The following is a 17,874-nucleotide window of genomic DNA, read 5'->3' on the forward strand; positions in this document are numbered from 1 at the left end:
TAAAACAAAATTCATCCTCTTCCAGCTTGGAACGCTGGGTATTTTGTCATTCCGCCGTCTGCGAAAAGAGTGATACCCGTTACATAACTGGACTCTGAAGATGCCAGCCATGCAGCAACCGCAGCAATTTCTTCAGGCTTTCCGATATACCCCATCGGAATCATGCTTTCAAGATCCTTCTTCTTTTCGGGATCTTCAAGCTTGTCGGCATTTATTGGTGTGGCGATGGCTCCAGGACCAATGCTGTTTACACGGATCCCTTTTGGTGCATATTCAAGAGCCAGGGTCTCCGTAAGCAGCTTCACCCCGCCCTTGCTTGCCGCATAGTGAACGAATAAAGGCCAGGGTATCATCTCATGTACACTGGACATATTTATAACATTCCCTTTAATGTCGTTCTCGACAAAATACTTGATAGCTTCACGGCAGCCTAAGAAATTTCCCGTTAAGTTGGTATTGATTACCCTATTCCAGTCGCTTAACGGCATCTCGTGAGACGGAACCGGATTTTCAATTCCTGCATTATTGATGAATATATCGAGTTTCCCGAAATTCTTTATCGCTGATTGAACAAGGTTAATCACATCTTCTTCAACGGTGACATCGCCTTTTACTGCAATAGCTTCCCCGCCATTTGTTTTGATTTCCTCCATTACACTATCCGCTTCCTCTGATTTAGTGCGATAATTAACCACGACCTTTGCCTTTTCCTTAGCAAAGCGAATGGCCATCGCTTTTCCTAAACCAGTGGATGAACCGGTTATAACAACGACCTTACCTTCTAAATCTGTATACATATAATCACCCTCCACTTAACTTTTTGCCATTCCGAGCATAATCCCAGCTATGATGATCAAGATAATTCCGATTATGATTCCAATTAGTTGGCGCTTCGTTTTCTTTTCACGTAAAATGATGATCCCGCCAAGAGTTGAGATGACAATGCCCATTTGCGAAAGGGAAAAACTAGTGGCCACTCCCACACGGGGCTGGGATATGAATAAAAACATGTTCCCTGCAGCCCATATCAATCCCGGAATGATATTGCGAATCGTATATTTGTTAAACGGTTTATGTTTAAAAGTCAATAACAGACCGCCTATCACCATCCCTATCGCTTGAGGGAACAACGCTGACCACCCATCAACATCAAAAAGACGGGCCACGACCACATAAACCAAATAACCGAATGTCGAGATGAGGAGAATAACAATTCCTTTCTTCAAGTTTCCCGATTTGCCCTCTTTTGATTCTTTATCCTCCAGTGAGGTCAAGACAATTCCTATAATAATGAAGACTAATGCCAAGACGCCTAAAATGATTGCTTTCATTGTTGACCATTCGTTAAAAACGATGACCCCGAATAAAGTCGTTGAAATGAGCTGCATTCCAGTAGATATCGGCATTGTTTTGGATACTCCCATTAAATCAATGCTCTTAAGCTGATTAGCTTGTCCAACGGCCCAAAACAATCCAGAAACAACTCCGACTCCAAACACCAGCAATGACAACTTAATATCGGCAAAAATATAAACACCTATTGAAAAAATCAATGCGCCAATCGTTGTACCCAGTGTTTGACTATAGGGCCCACCCCCGAGTTTCACATTAAATAAAACGATGCTTCCCCAGAATATTGCCGGCAAGAGAGCTAATAATATATCCATTTTCAACCCCCATATATGTAAGTTCAAAACTAAGCAGTAAATTTCCTTATGTCTTCTTTTTAATATGTTCGCTTTTTTTGAATTGACCCTTGGTAATTTTATGAAGTGTTTTTGCCAAAAATAGTGTTCAACACAAAAAGGGCTGCAGAGGCAGCCCTTTTTATTGATACTAAACATATCTTTCATCAATGATGTTCCCAAACCAAACCTTTAACTCCTTCTATCTAAATGTTATAACAAAGTTGATTGGAGAGAAAGGTGCGAGACTCCTGCGGGAAAAGCGCGTCTAAGGGAGACCCCGCAGGCGCAAGCCGAGGAGGCTCCCTGACCGCCCGCGGAAAGCGAGTACCTGGAGCGGAAATTAACGTCCAAATTGTACAAGCCATAAAAAAACTGTTCAATGTTTGCTTCTTTTCTTGGAAATGAACTTACTTCTTCAAATGATATGGCACTGTCGTAACAACCACATTTCTTCTATAAAGTAAGTAGGCGCGAATCAGTAAACTTGATTGGTTATGAAGTATATTGTGCCAGCCCTTCTTCGGAATGAATTGGGGGATGATCACCGTAACTTTATAATTGGCTTCACTGGCCTTATGTTCAACTGTATCCACAAATTTAGTTAGTGGCTGAATGATACTTCTGTAATAAGAATTCAGTGTAACGAGTCTTACATCCGGTTGCCATTTTTTCCATTTTTCCTCGAATTTCTTTTCATCTTCTCTTTCAAAAGCAACATAAACGGCAATAACCTGATTTGCTGATAGAGATTTTGCATAATTTAAAGAGTTCTCAACCACATGAGTAATACCCGCCACAGGTACAATGATGATATTTCCTTCAATTGGTAAGATCGGCTCACATGTTGTAATCCTTAGTTGGTCACCAACTGCTTCATAATGCTTTCTAATTCGATGAAAAATTAAAATGATGATAGGTAAAAAAATCAAAACAGGCCAAACCTGAGTAAATTTGGTTAAAAAGAATATCATCGTGACGATAAAGCTAATCATGGCACCAATTGAATTAATGGTTAGTTTCATCATCCAGCCTTTTGGCTTTTCGCGAATCCATTTAACAATCATCCCAGTCTGGGACAACGTAAATGGAATGAATACCCCTACCGCATAAAGCGGAATGAGATTTTCTGTATGTCCTTTAAATGCGACTATTAAAATGATGGATGCAAGTCCTAGTATGATGATTCCATTGGAATACCCTAATCGGTCCCCTCTAATCGTAAACGCCCTTGGTATGAATTTATCCTTTGCCAGATTCACCGCAAGCAGAGGGAAAGCCGAATAGCCAGTATTGGCCGCAAGTATCAAGATCAAGGCAGTCGTACCTTGAATGAAGAAATACATGAAATTCCGTCCAAAGATCTCTTCCGCAATCTGGGAGACGACCGTTACCTCTGCGCTCGGAACAATGCTTAGATAATAGGCTAAGAATACAATTCCCGAAAATAATACAGCTAGCAATGAACCCATCGCTATTAATGTTTTCGCAGCATTATTCGGGGCTGGATCTTTAAAGTTCGGGATTGCATTGGAAATCGCTTCGACTCCTGTCAATGCGGAGCTTCCTGATGCAAATGCCCTTAGCAGTATAAATAAACTGATGCCCGCGACCGGAGTCCCGATTGATGCGTGCAATTCCGGTGAAACTCCTCCCGTCAAAATCTTGTAAATTCCAACACCAATCAAGATGAACAATGCTAAAACGAATAGGTACACCGGATAGGCCAAAACAGAGGCCGACTCCGTAACCCCCCGAAGGTTCAGGATTGTAAGTAGAATCACGAAAATGATGGCTATGACCACATTATATGAATGCAGGCCGGGAAAAGCGGACGTGATTGCATCCGTACCTGCAGAAACACTAACAGCCACAGTTAATATATAATCGACCAGCAAAGATCCTCCGGCTATCAGCCCTGGATTGACACCTAAATTGTTTTTTGAAACTACATATGCCCCCCCGCCATGCGGATAAGCGAAAATGATTTGTCTATAGGACAAAATCAAAGCAGTTAACAAGATCAATACCCCGATCGCGATAGGGATTGAATACCAGAATGCTGCAGCACCGACCGTGATCAGAACGATCAATATTTGCTCCGGTCCATATGCAACCGAAGACAAAGCATCAGAAGATAATATCGCCAAAGCCTTTGTTTTGTTAAGCTTTTGTTCACCAAGTGCATTTGACTTTAAAGGTCTCCCTATCAAGAACCTTTTTATAGAAGATAACATCAAGAATTCACCACCATAGTTAATTTATAAGTTTATGTTGCCCAGCTGTAGCAAAAAACAAGACGAAACACAAAAATGCCTACAAGTCATAGCTAAATAGACCTGTAGACATTAATTTTTTTGTCTAACAAGCTCCACCTTCCTTCTCATATAACGCTTACGAGGTTAGCTGTCGGATTCGGACCTAAGAGTAGCCCTACCTTTTAAAAAGGATTCACCCCTTGGATTGTAAACAATCCCAATAACGGGTCCCCCGCACCATAAGGTTTAAGCGATTTAGAAATATGAAACTGTTGATTATCATACTCCCGTGAAATGGAAATGTAAATGAAAATTTTGCTTAAAAATAAAATATTATATGTAAGTGAGGTTTTGTTCTTGACGTATAGAACATAAGTCTTCCAAACTCATGGATTTGAAGGAAGGATAAGAGGTAAATAAACGGTTAAAAAGAAAATAATCAAGGAGTCAATGAACAAAAGGTGGTCCGAAAGGGTAAAATGATCAGCCACATGGAGATGGCGAGGCGAAATTAAACAGATCTGCCCCAGCTTGGATAGTCATTAATTCCCGTCCAATCGGGGGCATTATTCAACTGATCCACCCTATTAGTTCCTTCCTTCTTGAATTGGTCTCAAATTGCTTTTTTTAAAGACAAAGTATTTCTGGCCAAGATAGTTAAGTACTGTATAACAGATTGTTCCTATCAGCACAGCCACATTTTGTTGTATGGATAAAGAAACGGATCCTTCCAGTGATTCTGCAATGGCTTGGCCTATAGAATAAGCGGCGGAATAGCAAATCAGGATGACGCAAAAGAAACGGGCAACTCCTCGCCGCCATTCTATATCGCTTTTAAAAGTAAAAGTCCTGTTCAAAAGAAAACTCGTTACAGCTCCCGTGCCATTGCCGAAAAAGGTGGAGACCCAGTAAGATAATTCAAGAACATTCATAAGAAAAAGCATGATGGAAAGTCCAACCGCTGTATTGACTATTCCAACCAATAAAAAGCGGATAAAGGAGTTAGTGTGTTTTAGATAGTTTTTCAATACTGTTCCGTTCATTGTCTAGTTGCTCCCGTTTTGTTAAATCGAGCGGATTAAATAAATCCAGATCAACAATATATTTAGGCCGGCGTTTAGATTCATTATAGATTTTACCGATATATTCCCCAATCAAGCCGACAGCAATCAACTGCAGTCCGCCGATCAACCATATGGAGGTGATTAATGAGGTCCAACCAGTTTCGGTCTGTCCATAAAACTTTAACCATAAAAAGTAAGACCCAAAGAGTAAGCTAATGAAAAAGGAAAAACATCCTAGCCATAATACAAGCCGGATCGGTGTAACCGAAAAGGAAGTAATGCCATCAAGCGCAAAAGCAACCATCTTCTTAAATGGATATTTCGTTTCCCCAGCCAATCTTTCTTTTCGGTCATAATAAACAGAGTCCGTCTTAAACCCAATGAGCGGAACAATCCCCCGTAAAAATAGATTCGTTTCATCAAATCGTTCCAACTCCGCGATTGACCTTTTGCTCATTAGCCGGAAATCGGCATGATTATAGACAAGGTTAACCCCCATCTTGTTCATCAATTTATAAAAACCAGTTGCAGAGGTTCGCTTAAAAAAAGAATCAAGGTCCCTTTTCTGGCGGACACCATATACGATTTCACATCCTTCATTGAATTTCCGAATGAATTCAGGGATGACTTGAATATCATCCTGTAAATCTGCATCAATGGAAATCACACAATCCGAGGCTTCTTTGGCTGTAAACAAACCTGCCAGGAGTGCATTTTGATGTCCTGCATTCCGGGAAAGCTTTAGCCCGCGAACAAATTCATTATTGATCGTTTCCTTATAAATGATCTTCCAAGTTTGATCTTTGCTTCCATCATCAACCAGCAGAATTTTACTTTGACCAGAAACAACGTTTTCTTCGACTAATCCCCTCATCAATCCACAAAGCTGGGAAATGGTATCATGCAAAACGCTTTCTTCGTTATAACAAGGTACAACAATCGTTACTATCGGTGAATTCATTCAATTCCCCCCTTTTCACATGACTCTGTATAAATAAATTTTCCATACGCTTCCTTTTTCCGTGAAAACCTTATCTAGCACCAATCCGTTTTCCTTCGCGTTGTTGATTGGGATGGAAGAAAATATATACTTGCCGCCTAATCCTTTAAACGCATCCATTTTAAGGTCCAAATTTTCCAGCTCTTTCTTCGAGCCTTTCTTGAACATATAATGCTTCCCAAGCTCATCGGTAAATAGGTAACAACGTCCTCCCCATTCATCAAAGTAGATTTTGATGTTTTTATTCTTAGCCAATTCGTTTTCAATTATTTGACGAAATTGATGTTTGTAAGAAAGCGGATAGAAATTGTTATAGCTATCGAGCGTGTAAAATCCATTAAATTGTGCGATTGCAGGATGCAGCCCAATGCTAGCAACACGATACTCTTCCTGTGGACGGTCAATATGATCTTTTATTTCTTGAAAAAGGCTTTCTGAATAGAACTCTTTGAAAGATGGTTTTTTATTGTGAGTGATTTCTTCATTGAAACCCATTAAAATCATAATTTGAACGGCGATGAAAATAGAAAGGGTTTTCTTAGCATAGTCGCTGTGTTCCCAAATGATTTTTATCGCGAGGGCAAACCCCAAGTAAATCACCATCGGCCTTAAAAAGTGAAATCTGGCAAAATTAAAAGTATCCAAGGTGTGAAACCTTTCCGTCAAAGGAAGCCATCCTTTATAAAACCAAAATGCGTACCACGCTGAGAGCATAAAATTCAAGCCGAATAAAAAAACATATACCTTTTCCTGTCTCCACAGTTTTTTGGTCAGAATGATATAAAGGGCAAAGACTGTTATCGGCAGGATGATAAGCGCATGTACAGTCATGACATGCGTATGTCCAAGAACGAAATTTTTGAAAGTAAGCTGTATGACCCAATCGAGCGGCAGCCTAGCGTGAAAATATTCATCTCTACTATTTGGCTCCGAATCAAAAATGAATGAAGACACCAAACGATACTCCACCAAGCCAAAAATGAAGGTCATGTACACGATCGAAAGAAGGAACGTTATATTCCACCCTTTTCTCCTGATCACATCCGTTAGCCAAAGAAAGCCCATTGCAACAAGAAAAAAGAAAAAACCAAGCACGATGCTTGAATAAAGCGGTAAAAGTGTAAGGACCAAATAATTCTTCCACGAATGATCCTTGCTGCGAATATTCAAAAAAGCCCAAAGTGCAAGCGGCATCCCAAGTGTACTGAGCATTCCCGATGGCCAAAATGGGGTAAGGGCAAAGGCCAAGGATGTTCCAACCCTTATCCAACCTGATTGGCTTCCTGTAACCAAATGTTTCTTTAATAGGATATACATACCAAAGAATGCAATAAATCTTGTTAATGCCTGGCTTATTGCATATGCAACCATTGTCGGAAAAAGTGAATGAAGCCAAACGATAATACTGAACTCACTGCCAAAGGCATTTCGGGGAAGTCCATTCATGATCTGGGGAATTTTGGCGTCTATCGCACCGAATAACTCACCGCTTTCTGAAAGGACTTTATACCAGGCAAGGTTGGAATCCAAATTATCATGTACGCGAATATGCGCATTTTCTCCAAGGATGAATAAAGGAGAAAGATATAAAACAATGACGAGTAAGGCAAAAAGGATTTGTTTTCTCTCTTGTTTTTCAATTGGCAAAATATACACCTCTTGACCAAATTCATATATCCATAATATTTGCTTCAAAGGTAAATCTATTCTTTTTCAGGGATTTATTTTAACCTTTTTTGATATAGGTCAACCAATGGCCACATAAAATGAAGGGTAGAACAAAAAGCGTATAAAAGAACCTTAAAAAGGGGCTGGGCTATGATAAAGAAAGCGGTGATTCCAGCAGCCGGTTTAGGAACACGATTTTTACCTGCTACGAAAGCTCAACCAAAGGAAATGCTGCCGATTGTCGATAAGCCGACCATTCAATATATTATCGAGGAAGCGGTTCAATCAGGGATTACAGATATTATCATCGTTACGGGTAAAAACAAACGTGCCATTGAAGATCATTTCGATAAATCCATTGAACTAGAAATGCTTCTGCAAATGAAAGGTCAAAATGAGCTGCTTAAGATCGTGGAGAACATTTCCAACATGGTGGATATCCACTATGTAAGACAAAAGGAACCTTTAGGTCTGGGCCACGCAGTATTATGTGCCAAAACATTTATCGGAGACGAACCTTTTGCCGTCCTGTTAGGGGATGATATCGTGGATAGCCAGGTTCCAGCTTTGAAGCAGTTAATGGAGCGGTATAACAAGGTTCAAGCGAGCATTATCGGATGTAAGGAAGTGTCACCTGCCGATGTCTCCAAGTATGGGATCGTAAATTTCCAAGAACGATATGAGGATTTATTTCTGGTAAGAAACTTAGTGGAAAAGCCTAAAGTGGAGGATGCACCTTCAACACAGGCGATTATTGGCCGATATATTTTATCACCTGAGATTTTTGAAATCCTTGAAACCGTACAGCCCGATCGGAAGGGGGAGATCCAGCTTACCGAAGCTTTAGACCTTTTGTTAGAAAAGGAACCATTATACTCGTATATCATCGAAGGAAATCGATATGACGTCGGCGATAAATTCGGCTTCCTTCAAGCTTCAATAGATTTCGCCATGAAACGACCTGAACTTCGTGATCAGCTAATATCATATTTAAGGCTGCTGTTCCCTTAATCAAGTATATAACCCACGCCCAATTGCCTAGAGGTGATTGGGCTATTTCCACATTGGATTCAACCCTTTGATGGTAACATTTCCACGTACCATAATCTCTAAGCTAAATATAACTGTCTTTATTAATGCTTCCATGAAATGTAAATGCAAGTGAAAATGTTGGACAAAGATAGAATAATTTATTAAAAGTGAGGTTATGTTGATAACGTATCCTTCATTATTTATCCAAACAACTATATCCAGAAAGGATTGTACATGCATAAAAAAACTAATAATCCAATAATATCAGATGAATTCTTAGATCAAGTGGTTAAGGAAATCAATGCAGAATTTGGCGGGCCCATTAATGAAAAAAATGATCGTTTCCAACATGGGGACGATGAAGAAAGAAGTTAAATCCCACATCATTAAATCTTATGCTTTCCTGAAAACCTCTGGCTCTATTCAGCCAGAGGTTTTTTTATGGCTAACTTAAGTAGCTTTTTTTCTTCATAGAATTATCCGCCCTTTCTTTAACGACTTGTCCAAACCAATTTAGCTGATCCTCATAGAATGATTACATGTAATTATTTTAAAGAAAGGGGAAAAACCACATTGAGCCACGCTGATGATGTGACATCACTCTCGGGATAATCAGCAAGACGATGTTCAGCATGGAATTCAAGGATTGGTATGAAATTGTTGGAAAACCGTTGGAAACCGCTTTAAGAATTACAGTCAAAAGGATGAGAAAGATTTTCCGTATGCCATTATGGGTACCCACCAAAATCAACCGTGAATATAAAAAGGCGATACAAAGACTTGATAAAGTGATTTAGGGCATTATTGAAAAACGGAAGAACGACACAGTAAAACATGAAGACATGCTTGGGATCCTGATGGACGCCCGTGATGCCGACGACGGATTGGGTATGACAGGCCATCAGGTCCGTGATGAATTAATGACTATTTTCCTTGCCGGTCATGAAACGACAGCAAATGCTCTTTCCTGGGCAATGTACGCAATTTCGAAGCATCCAGAAATTCAAGCCAAGCTTTTCAGTGAAGTGAATAGCATAATCGGTCACGGGACCCCCAAGCCTGAAGACTTCATGAAATTACCATACACTCAAAATATCATTCATGAAACACTTCGCCTGTACCCGCCACTGTATATCTTATCCCGTGATGTGACGGAGGATGTCGTAATAGGAGGATATCGCTTTAAAAAAGGCGATATGATTCTAATAAATTCTTATGTGATGCAGCATGATCCAGAGTATTTTGATCAACCGGATTCATTTATTCCTGAGCGATTTGAAAATAACTTCATAAGAAGCCTGCCTGCGTTCGCTTACTTTCCATTTGGCGGAGGACCGCGGGTTTGTATCGGCAATCATTTTGCCATGATGGAAGCTGTATTTGTCCTGGCCTGCATTGCAAAGCGGTATAGGATAAAGCTTGCACCTGACCATCATGAAGTACCCCCCCTTCCATCCCTTACACTCAGACCCAAGAGTGGACTGCACATGGTGATAGAAGAAAGAGATGCAGAAGCCTTCGAACCTGGCGCATCCAATTTTTGAAGTAAAAAGAATGATCTCATATAAACATAACATTCGTATTGGTTCGATTAACGCCTAAGACTGAGTGGCCTATTCTTTTAGAAAGGAGGGATGAAAAAATGTATATGCTCCATTCACCACGGAAGGGAATCATCCACACTGAATTGCACTATTTAGGGATGGCCTCGCAGGTATATACCGGTTATTTGGAATTTCTAAGCGAAATTGAACCAATACAAGAAACCGAATACCTACAGCCGCCCCCTCTCCCCTTTTTATATGAAAACGGATAGTCTCGTTAGCTTCTCCCGCTTCGTACCTTATATTAAAAGAAAAACCGACCTTAAATGGTCGGTTTTTTGTTATTCTGCAGTATGTTCCTTACCCCTTGCCCCCGCAGCCGCAAATGCTGGCTCCAACAATCACTAATAGGATAAACAAAATGCTATAAAGAAGAAGCGTCCGCCAATTCCAAAACCGCCATCTATATGAAACATTTCCTTATCCATTTTTATTGAAGGACTTGAACTTATTACATCATCATATTCACTACCAAACAAATGCCATTAATAATGGAATTAAACAGAATTATTTTTCTCTCCTTTCAATATGTATTTTAAAGAATGCAGAATTGCCTAGCACTATTCGTTAAATTAAATTCGATTCCAGCCCTAAAAAATCACCTATCAGTTTTTTTCCTTTGATTCATTTCATAAAATCCAAATATATTAAGATAATAAAAACTATTCCACCTTTGCTGATTAGAAATCTATTCCAGTTTACCTGCCTAAATTGACATTTTTCCGATTCATGATATATTAATATAGTACTTTAGCACGTGAAAGCGTTCAATAATAGAAGAACTTCCTAGTTTTACTGATAGACTATTTTATTAAAAGGAAAGGCATGAATAAAATGGAGAAGACTCATCAAGATTTAAAAAAGGGCCTATTGCCGAGGCATGTCCAGTTCATTGCTTTAGCCGGAATGATAGGAACCGGGATTTTTAAGGGGAGTTCCGATACATTAAATATGGCAGGTCCAAGTGTTGTAATAGCTTATTTAATAGGGGGGCTATTGTTATTTATTGTAATGGCCGCATTAGGGGAGATGGCAACCGCTTTTCCAAATTTGAATGTACAGCATCTCATTAATAAAGCTTTTGGGTTTCAACTATCCTTCATTGTCGGATGGCTCTATTGGTTCAATTGGATTATCGTGATCATTGTAGAAATAGTCGCAGCCGGCAGTTTTCTACAATATTGGTTTCCTACAGTACCATTATGGCTGTTAAGCATACTTTGCGCTTCAGTAATAATAGGAATTAATTTGTTTCAAGTAAAATACTATGGAGAACTCGAATTTTGGTTTGCAGGAATTAAAATAATAACCTTAATTGCCTTTATTATTTTAGGAGCTTTGATCATGCTAGGACTTTTTCCTAGTTCCGCTTCATTTTCTAATTACACGGAACATGGTGGTTTTTTCCCCCAAGGAATTGACGGAATGTTAAGTGCACTTTTAGTGGTAATGTTTTCATATGGGGGTGCAGAATTAATTGGTGTAGCCGTCACGGAAACAAAAGATAGTCAGCGAGTCATACCAAAAATCATTAAAGGAACAGTATGGCGGGTGATTCTTTTCTATGTCTTGCCGATACTTATTATTTGCGGGGTAATACCTTGGAATCAAGTAAGCACTGAAGTAAGTCCTTTCGTTCAGGTTTTCAGCTTATCGGGTCTTCCCGGAGCCGCCGATATCATGAATTTCGTTCTGTTAACAGCTGTCTTATCCGCTGCAAATTCAGGTATATACGCTACCTCAAGGACACTGTTCACTCTTTCCCAGAACGGGGAAGCGCCCAAGGCATTTTTAAAAACAACGAAAAAGGGTATTCCGCTTAATGGTATATTATTAACTACATTATGCATATTGGCTGGTGTGTTTTTATCCTATTTGTATCCCGACCTGATTTTAAGCTACCTTATGGCCATTCCTGGATTCACGGTTTTATTATTATGGATCAGTATTTGTTCCGCGCAATTGAAGCTGCGTAAGCAATACATTGGCAAACCAGGATTCCGGGTAAAATGGTACCCATATTCAACTATATTAGCCATCACGGCATTAAGCATTATCTTTTTGGCATTTCTCTTTAATAAGCAAAACATCATTGGGACCACAGTATGTCTTGTCACGTTAGTGATATTTATCCTTCTTTCTTTTATTGTCAAACAAAAAAAATAAAAATATTATCCCCCCCTGACTTTAATAGGGACTTCAGACTGTAGGCAAACTCGATGAAAATCAAGTTTGCCTACAGTCTTTTTAGTGCTAGAACAATTTGAACGTCGACCATGATTTTAAAACAAACTTGGGTTACGCCTTTGGGGATGAAACCCTCTTTGAATTGAAGAAATTTGCGACACCCCTAGCTAACCGAGACCCTGCTGGATGCTTGCTTTGATGAGGCTTGGCAGACAGTCGGCGGAAAGGGAGCGGATTTCTGAAATTTTTTTCTGAAGAATAAAAGTGAAACAAATTTGGATTTAAAATACTCGTTTGCTCCATTTTCAACATACATATGTTAAAATAACCAATGACCCAATCATCCTACAAATTAGAGGTGTGTATATTGACCATATCTAAAACAAATCGATTATCACTTGTAGAGCAAGTGGTTTCCCAAATCGAATCGTTAATCGAATCAGGTGAATGGAAAATTGGAAATCAAATTCCCCCTGAAATGGATTTGATCCAACAGTTCGATGTAAGCAGAAATACATTAAGGGAAGCTGTACGATCACTTGTTTATGCAGGACTTTTAGTAACGAAACAAGGAAAGGGGACATTCGTAAGGTCATCTAGTGCCTTGGGGGCAGCATTTGAAAGAAGGATCCAGCAGTCAAGTTTATTAGAAACGTTAGAGGTCCGTCATGCCCTTGAAAGAGAGGGTGCTCAGTTAGCGGCATTAAGACGTAATCAAGAAGATATAGAACGATTGCGGTTTCATATATCAGCATGCAGTAAAGCTGCCGAAGCAAAGGATATCAAGGCTTACGAAGAAGCCGATATACAGTTGCATAAATCGATTATGGGTTCATCACATAATGATTTATTGATTGATTTGTACGAACATATGGAACACTCCCTGTATGAATCGATCCATCAGATAGTGGAGATGAGTTCTGATGTGAACTTTCATTTGAACATTCATTGCAAACTTGTAGATGCCATCATCGAACAAGATGTGAACCGGGCAATCCAAACAGTGAATGAATACATTGCACAATTCAAAAAATCTTTAGAGTAAGTAAGGAGGAGATTATGGGCATTCATCAACATCAAGCGGCAAATCAACTAGAACAAACAAAAATGGATATTAAACCCAGAGTTGGACTACTCATCATCGGAATCATTCTTCTTGGGGCAAATCTGAGGGCTCCCTTAACATCGGTTGGCCCCCTTGTCACTTCGATCCGTGATAACTTGGGAATATCAAATACATTATCAGGTTCATTAACGACACTGCCTTTGCTTTCCTTTGCTTTATTATCACCGTTTGCACCTAGGATAGCACGGCGTTTTGGAATGGAGCTTACGCTTTTCCTTTCCTTGATATTACTAACAATCGGAATTGGGATACGCTCAGTCGGCGGAGTGCCGACATTGTTCATAGGGACCATTTTAATCGGGTTAGCCATTGCAATAGGCAATGTATTGTTACCAAGTCTGATTAAACATAACTTTGCCAGGAACATCGGTTTGATGACAGGAACCTATGCTGTTTCCATGAATTTATGTGGCGCAATAGGTTCCGGGATCAGCATTCCCCTTGCTTCTTCATCGGGGTTGGGATGGGCTGGTGCCCTTGGATGTTGGGGAATTTTATCACTTATTACAGTTTTCTTATGGATGCCTCAAATAAGACGGCCATTCAACTCAGGTAAGGATGTACAAACGGCACAAAAGGATAAAAAGATTAACTTATGGCGTTCTGGTTTAGCCTGGCAGATTACATTCTTCATGGGTTTGCAATCGTTCATTTTCTATACAGTAATTACCTGGATGCCGGAAATCCTGGAGCAAAAAGGCCTGAACGCTGATGAAGCTGGTTGGATGCTATCCATCATGCAGCTTGCAGTCATTCCAATAACATTCCTTGTGCCAATTTTAGCTGGTCGCTTACAAAGTCAGCGTTTGTTAGTGGTCCCGCCTGTCGTCTTCCTTATTGCAGGGATATTCGGCATATTATATGGAAGCACTCTCTTCATACCAGTATGCATGATATTGATCGGGATTGGAGTTGGAACCATATTCAGTTTATCGATGATGTTCTTTAGTCTTCGAACACAAAGCACCCATGAGGCGACGGAATTATCAGGAATGGCTCAATCATTCGGGTACCTCTTAGCTGCCATTGGACCAGTATTATTCGGCTTGCTTCATGACATTACACACAGCTGGACAGTTCCCTTATTGATGTTGGCCGTAATTTCGGCACTTATTTTCATTGTTGGAATGCGTGCAGGAAATAATGAATATGTAACTACCCGATAAAGCCAGTAAAGGTATAAAAGGTCCTAAACGGCCATGGCCCCGGTATTGTACCGGGGCCATTTACATACCAGCAACTGATAGCAGTACGAGAGTTTCTATTTCGTGATTATAATTTCGAATAAAGAGAATGGTCTGTGGTTTAAAATTGAGAAGGAATGTATGGCGTTCTCGCTTCGGTCATTTCGTGGCTCCCTTATCTTTAGTAAATTTCACCTTCTCCTTTTGGAGAAAAAAGAAATGACCTAGGCTTAGACGAGGTAAATTTATTTGCTGCATATTACTGTTCATTATCAGTGGGGTAAAGTACAAAGTGAATAAATGCCTTAAGAATGATCTCAATCAATGTCTTCTTCAAATGGATATAAAATATTAGGATTTAAGCCATACCGATCAATGAAATTCTTTCGAGTGAACATCTTAATTTCTTTTAATTCAGAGGGAGTTGGAAATGAAGAAACTTTATATACAGGAATGTGTTCAATATTAATTAACTGCCCTAAATCTGTGGTTATTAAGATATCAAATCCATTTTTTCTGAAAAGTGAGTCTATATCGGAAAAATCCATTACATAAATATTTAGCTTGTTTCCGAAATGATGTTTTAATACCTCACGAATATAATCTTTCTCTACATATGATCGGCAAATTAATGCAGTCTCTATAACCATTTGGTTTTGTTTTCTTAAAATTGAAGCTTGGACCAACATGAATATCTCTAATATTTCTATATTTTCAAAGGAAATAGCAAATTCATCCGATATGTGTTGTGCTATTTCTTCAATGATCACAAATAATTCATTATTCTCAAAATAAGGGACGAATTGTAAAATATTATTTATTCTCGTATCCGTTTTTAACTGTAAGTCAAACGATATCCCACGAAGAGTTTGCGCAAATTCGTACATGAAAATATCATCCTGAGAAACATCCAGCCCAATTTTCTTTGATAGATTACTTAAAAATTGACCTAAAGGCTTACCGCTATCCGAATTAAGTTTGGAACGAATATACCGAAGTTCTTGGGTACGATTTAAAGACATTTCTTCGCTCATAAAATATAAAGAAAAAAATAAAATTTCAGAAATCTGTTTCTCCCTATTTGGACATTTCACCATGAATTTAAATAGTTTCTTTGATATTTCGAATGCTGTGGATGTTTCATTTTCATCTATAACCACTTTTGGGAATGTCACAAAACAATTATGGGTTATTCGAATGTTGGAGATATGAAGGATTATCGCTAGTCTTTGTATGGCACCCATGTGTAAAGAAGTTGAATGTTCCTTCAATAGCTCCAATAAAGTGTCTTGAAACTCCTTAAGATTAAAGGAAGTAATGAAATCATTTAAATTGCCGGACATATACTCTACATACTGCATGATGAATCTTCTAATCTTTATTTCATCCCCAACAATTTTAAACGGACTATTTGATAATTGAACTTCGGCATTTTTTAATACTTCTTCTATTTTTTCTAACTGTCTGTACACTGTGGAGCGACTAATATGTACTTTTTGAGTAATATATTTTATCGTTACTCCATTGTTAAAAAGAATTAATTCCAAGGTTTGAAAATAGGTGTTTTCACTTTTAAGATGAAACCAAAGTTCTTCTAAAGTGCCGTTTTTAGGTTTCATTAACCTTACGCCCTGCACTTCATTCTTATCAATTTTCCATTCAGGCGGAAGACTTGAACTCATATGTAATATATCCCGCCATAATGTGCTTTTTGAATAACCTGTTTTTTTTGATAGCTCCGTTAAACTACACCAGTTATCCTCATAAAATAAATGATACAGCAGTTTTGAATAGCGGTCAGTAAATCGATTCATACAATCACCTTTAACTTTATTGATTTTCATATCTTTTCTTACTAAAACTATTAATATCGATTGAGCATTAATACCTAATATTTATAATTCCCCCACGCTTTTTTTAAAAGTAACAGAAAATACACACTACTTACTACCCAAATTTACCATAATTTTATTCCTGCGTCGTTTCATATGTGGTATGTGGAAATCAATTATTGAAACTTATCTTTGATGTAACAAGCATGACCCGTCGAATACTATCAACAAGCTATGTATAGTTGGCTTTGTATAGTTGTAAGGTTTAAAATGTAAATGCAGTTAATAAATAACCCAAATTAACAATGACGCATTTCATTTTAGAAACAATTTCTTTTGCGTTACCAATCGTTAAGCAATAATGGTTTTCTTTACAGCATTCATTTGTTCTGAACAAAAAAAAACACCTCATTCTTTTATAGAGGATTTAAGAGAATACACCTTAAAAGAATGCAGTGCTAACTATTTAAATGAGCAACGCCTCAAAAGCAGTGCTCCATGTAAAAAATCGGTAAAGAGGTTTATGAAAATGAAATTCATAGAAGGCATCCATATTGAGGAGGAAGAATAAATTATTCATAGGTTTAATACAATCCCCAACAAGGTTCAATAGAATATTGAAGATACATCGTCTTTATGTTGATGTGATAAATCAAGAAAAAGACTGTGTAGAATTGCAACCTCTACTCAACAATTTTCATAAGGGGAACCCTTTTGTAGATTCTCTACATAAGCCGGGTTAGTCTTTATCAAATGGGATATATGCGCTAATTCGAATTTCTTATGCTTAGCGTCAAAGGAAAGAAGCTCGGCTTTTAAATCATTTCTGTAGATGTAAATAATTTTATATTCCCTTGATTTATAAATAACTTTATCACCAATCTTCATAAGCACGCTCATTTCTAATGTAGATTTAAAAAGGCTCCCAAAAATGAAATCATTTTCAAAAGGTAAGGATTTAAATGGGGATATTCATCCATGATCTTTCTTTTTTAAAATGATGGTATGCAGTTCTATCGCTTTTATATTTTCAACCAGTCTTTTTCTTGTAATCTCAATCTCTCTGAAATTCAAACCGTTTCGGTTATTGGATAAACATACTAAATTGTCGATATCTTGATAAATCTGATTAAATGTAATTCTCATATTTGGTTTGCCTCCTTTTCATTGTAAGGAAGGTGAATTATTTTTTAACCGGGCTTTGGTATATCTGCTAAATGTGACTGCATGCAAC

Annotated in this window: 15 protein-coding genes and 1 riboswitch; of the genes, 6 read left to right on the forward strand and 9 right to left on the reverse strand. The window is 38.5% G+C overall.

What is annotated here, in order from left to right; translation table 11 throughout:
* Positions 1-11 precede the first annotated feature (11 nt).
* From ABC374_RS20535 to ABC374_RS20560, 6 genes are all read right to left on the reverse strand, one after another.
* A complete protein-coding gene (locus ABC374_RS20535) occupies positions 12-797 on the reverse strand; it encodes a glucose 1-dehydrogenase (RefSeq protein ID WP_101223333.1) in 786 nt (261 codons plus the stop codon).
* Between the two features lie 15 nt (positions 798-812).
* Positions 813-1,667, reverse strand: a complete 855-nt coding sequence (locus tag ABC374_RS20540) for a RhaT/GlcU family sugar-proton symporter (protein WP_350300144.1) — start codon at positions 1,665-1,667, stop codon at positions 813-815.
* A gap of 428 nt (positions 1,668-2,095) precedes the next feature.
* Positions 2,096-3,922, reverse strand: coding sequence for an APC family permease (locus ABC374_RS20545; protein ID WP_413020411.1), 1,827 nt, complete (start codon positions 3,920-3,922; stop codon positions 2,096-2,098).
* 138 nt (positions 3,923-4,060) lie between these two features.
* Positions 4,061-4,206: riboswitch (cyclic di-AMP (ydaO/yuaA leader) on the reverse strand.
* A 324-nt stretch (positions 4,207-4,530) separates the two neighbouring features.
* The gene (locus ABC374_RS20550) at positions 4,531-4,986 is read right to left on the reverse strand and encodes a GtrA family protein (protein ID WP_305162039.1); all 456 of its coding nucleotides are present in this window, start codon (positions 4,984-4,986) and stop codon (positions 4,531-4,533) included.
* On the reverse strand, positions 4,946-5,968 hold the full coding sequence (locus ABC374_RS20555; protein ID WP_413019601.1) for a glycosyltransferase family 2 protein: 1,023 nt from the start codon (positions 5,966-5,968) through the stop codon (positions 4,946-4,948). The genes ABC374_RS20550 and ABC374_RS20555 overlap by 41 nt, the downstream gene beginning before the upstream one ends.
* Before the next feature lie 15 nt (positions 5,969-5,983).
* Positions 5,984-7,654, reverse strand: coding sequence for a DUF6044 family protein (locus ABC374_RS20560; protein WP_413019602.1), 1,671 nt, complete (start codon positions 7,652-7,654; stop codon positions 5,984-5,986).
* Between the two features lie 171 nt (positions 7,655-7,825).
* Here ABC374_RS20560 and galU point away from each other — a divergent pair, with 171 nt between their 5' ends.
* From galU to ABC374_RS20575, 3 genes are all read left to right on the forward strand, one after another.
* Complete coding sequence (gene galU, locus ABC374_RS20565; protein WP_413019603.1) at positions 7,826-8,686, forward strand: UTP--glucose-1-phosphate uridylyltransferase GalU; 861 nt, start codon at positions 7,826-7,828, stop codon at positions 8,684-8,686.
* A gap of 255 nt (positions 8,687-8,941) precedes the next feature.
* Positions 8,942-9,082 carry a bacitracin ABC transporter ATP-binding protein gene (locus ABC374_RS20570; RefSeq protein ID WP_413019604.1) on the forward strand — a complete coding sequence of 47 codons (141 nt, stop codon included), beginning with the start codon at positions 8,942-8,944 and terminating at the stop codon, positions 9,080-9,082.
* Positions 9,083-9,510: 428 nt separating this feature from the next.
* Complete coding sequence (locus ABC374_RS20575; protein ID WP_413020412.1) at positions 9,511-10,251, forward strand: cytochrome P450; 741 nt, start codon at positions 9,511-9,513, stop codon at positions 10,249-10,251.
* A 360-nt stretch (positions 10,252-10,611) separates the two neighbouring features.
* Here ABC374_RS20575 and ABC374_RS20580 read toward each other — a convergent pair whose 3' ends face one another.
* Positions 10,612-10,674 (reverse strand): YjcZ family sporulation protein, encoded by a 63-nt coding sequence (locus tag ABC374_RS20580; RefSeq protein WP_413020413.1) that lies wholly within the window; start codon positions 10,672-10,674, stop codon positions 10,612-10,614.
* Between the two features lie 471 nt (positions 10,675-11,145).
* Here ABC374_RS20580 and ABC374_RS20585 point away from each other — a divergent pair, with 471 nt between their 5' ends.
* From ABC374_RS20585 to ABC374_RS20595, 3 genes are all read left to right on the forward strand, one after another.
* Positions 11,146-12,477 carry an amino acid permease gene (locus ABC374_RS20585; protein WP_413020414.1) on the forward strand — a complete coding sequence of 444 codons (1,332 nt, stop codon included), beginning with the start codon at positions 11,146-11,148 and terminating at the stop codon, positions 12,475-12,477.
* Positions 12,478-12,865: 388 nt separating this feature from the next.
* The gene (locus ABC374_RS20590) at positions 12,866-13,543 is read left to right on the forward strand and encodes a FadR/GntR family transcriptional regulator (RefSeq protein WP_350300149.1); all 678 of its coding nucleotides are present in this window, start codon (positions 12,866-12,868) and stop codon (positions 13,541-13,543) included.
* Positions 13,544-13,605: 62 nt separating this feature from the next.
* Complete coding sequence (locus ABC374_RS20595; RefSeq protein WP_350302952.1) at positions 13,606-14,790, forward strand: CynX/NimT family MFS transporter; 1,185 nt, start codon at positions 13,606-13,608, stop codon at positions 14,788-14,790.
* Between the two features lie 335 nt (positions 14,791-15,125).
* Here ABC374_RS20595 and ABC374_RS20600 read toward each other — a convergent pair whose 3' ends face one another.
* Positions 15,126-16,652: a BglG family transcription antiterminator gene (locus ABC374_RS20600; protein WP_350300150.1), complete on the reverse strand. Its 1,527-nt coding sequence runs from the start codon at positions 16,650-16,652 to the stop codon at positions 15,126-15,128.
* A 960-nt stretch (positions 16,653-17,612) separates the two neighbouring features.
* Complete coding sequence (locus tag ABC374_RS20605; RefSeq protein ID WP_413019605.1) at positions 17,613-17,786, reverse strand: hypothetical protein; 174 nt, start codon at positions 17,784-17,786, stop codon at positions 17,613-17,615.
* Positions 17,787-17,874: the final 88 nt, after the last annotated feature.

Origin of the sequence: Peribacillus phoenicis (assembly GCF_047238085.1) — a bacterium.
Classification (GTDB): Bacteria; Bacillota; Bacilli; order Bacillales; family DSM-1321; genus Peribacillus.

Excerpts from the sequence above, each read along its gene's own strand:
- ABC374_RS20535 (WP_101223333.1), bottom strand. The coding sequence starts at position 797 with ATGTATACAGATTTAGAAGGTAAGGTCGTTGTTATAACCGGTTCATCC.
- ABC374_RS20540 (WP_350300144.1), bottom strand. The coding sequence starts at position 1,667 with ATGGATATATTATTAGCTCTCTTGCCGGCAATATTCTGGGGAAGCATC.
- ABC374_RS20545 (WP_413020411.1), bottom strand. The coding sequence starts at position 3,922 with ATGTTATCTTCTATAAAAAGGTTCTTGATAGGGAGACCTTTAAAGTCA.
- ABC374_RS20550 (WP_305162039.1), bottom strand. The coding sequence starts at position 4,986 with ATGAACGGAACAGTATTGAAAAACTATCTAAAACACACTAACTCCTTT.
- ABC374_RS20555 (WP_413019601.1), bottom strand. The coding sequence starts at position 5,968 with ATGAATTCACCGATAGTAACGATTGTTGTACCTTGTTATAACGAAGAA.
- galU (WP_413019603.1), top strand. The coding sequence starts at position 7,826 with ATGATAAAGAAAGCGGTGATTCCAGCAGCCGGTTTAGGAACACGATTT.
- ABC374_RS20570 (WP_413019604.1), top strand. The coding sequence starts at position 8,942 with ATGCATAAAAAAACTAATAATCCAATAATATCAGATGAATTCTTAGAT.
- ABC374_RS20585 (WP_413020414.1), top strand. The coding sequence starts at position 11,146 with ATGGAGAAGACTCATCAAGATTTAAAAAAGGGCCTATTGCCGAGGCAT.
- ABC374_RS20595 (WP_350302952.1), top strand. The coding sequence starts at position 13,606 with ATGGATATTAAACCCAGAGTTGGACTACTCATCATCGGAATCATTCTT.
- ABC374_RS20600 (WP_350300150.1), bottom strand. The coding sequence starts at position 16,652 with ATGAAAATCAATAAAGTTAAAGGTGATTGTATGAATCGATTTACTGAC.
- ABC374_RS20605 (WP_413019605.1), bottom strand. The coding sequence starts at position 17,786 with ATGAGAATTACATTTAATCAGATTTATCAAGATATCGACAATTTAGTA.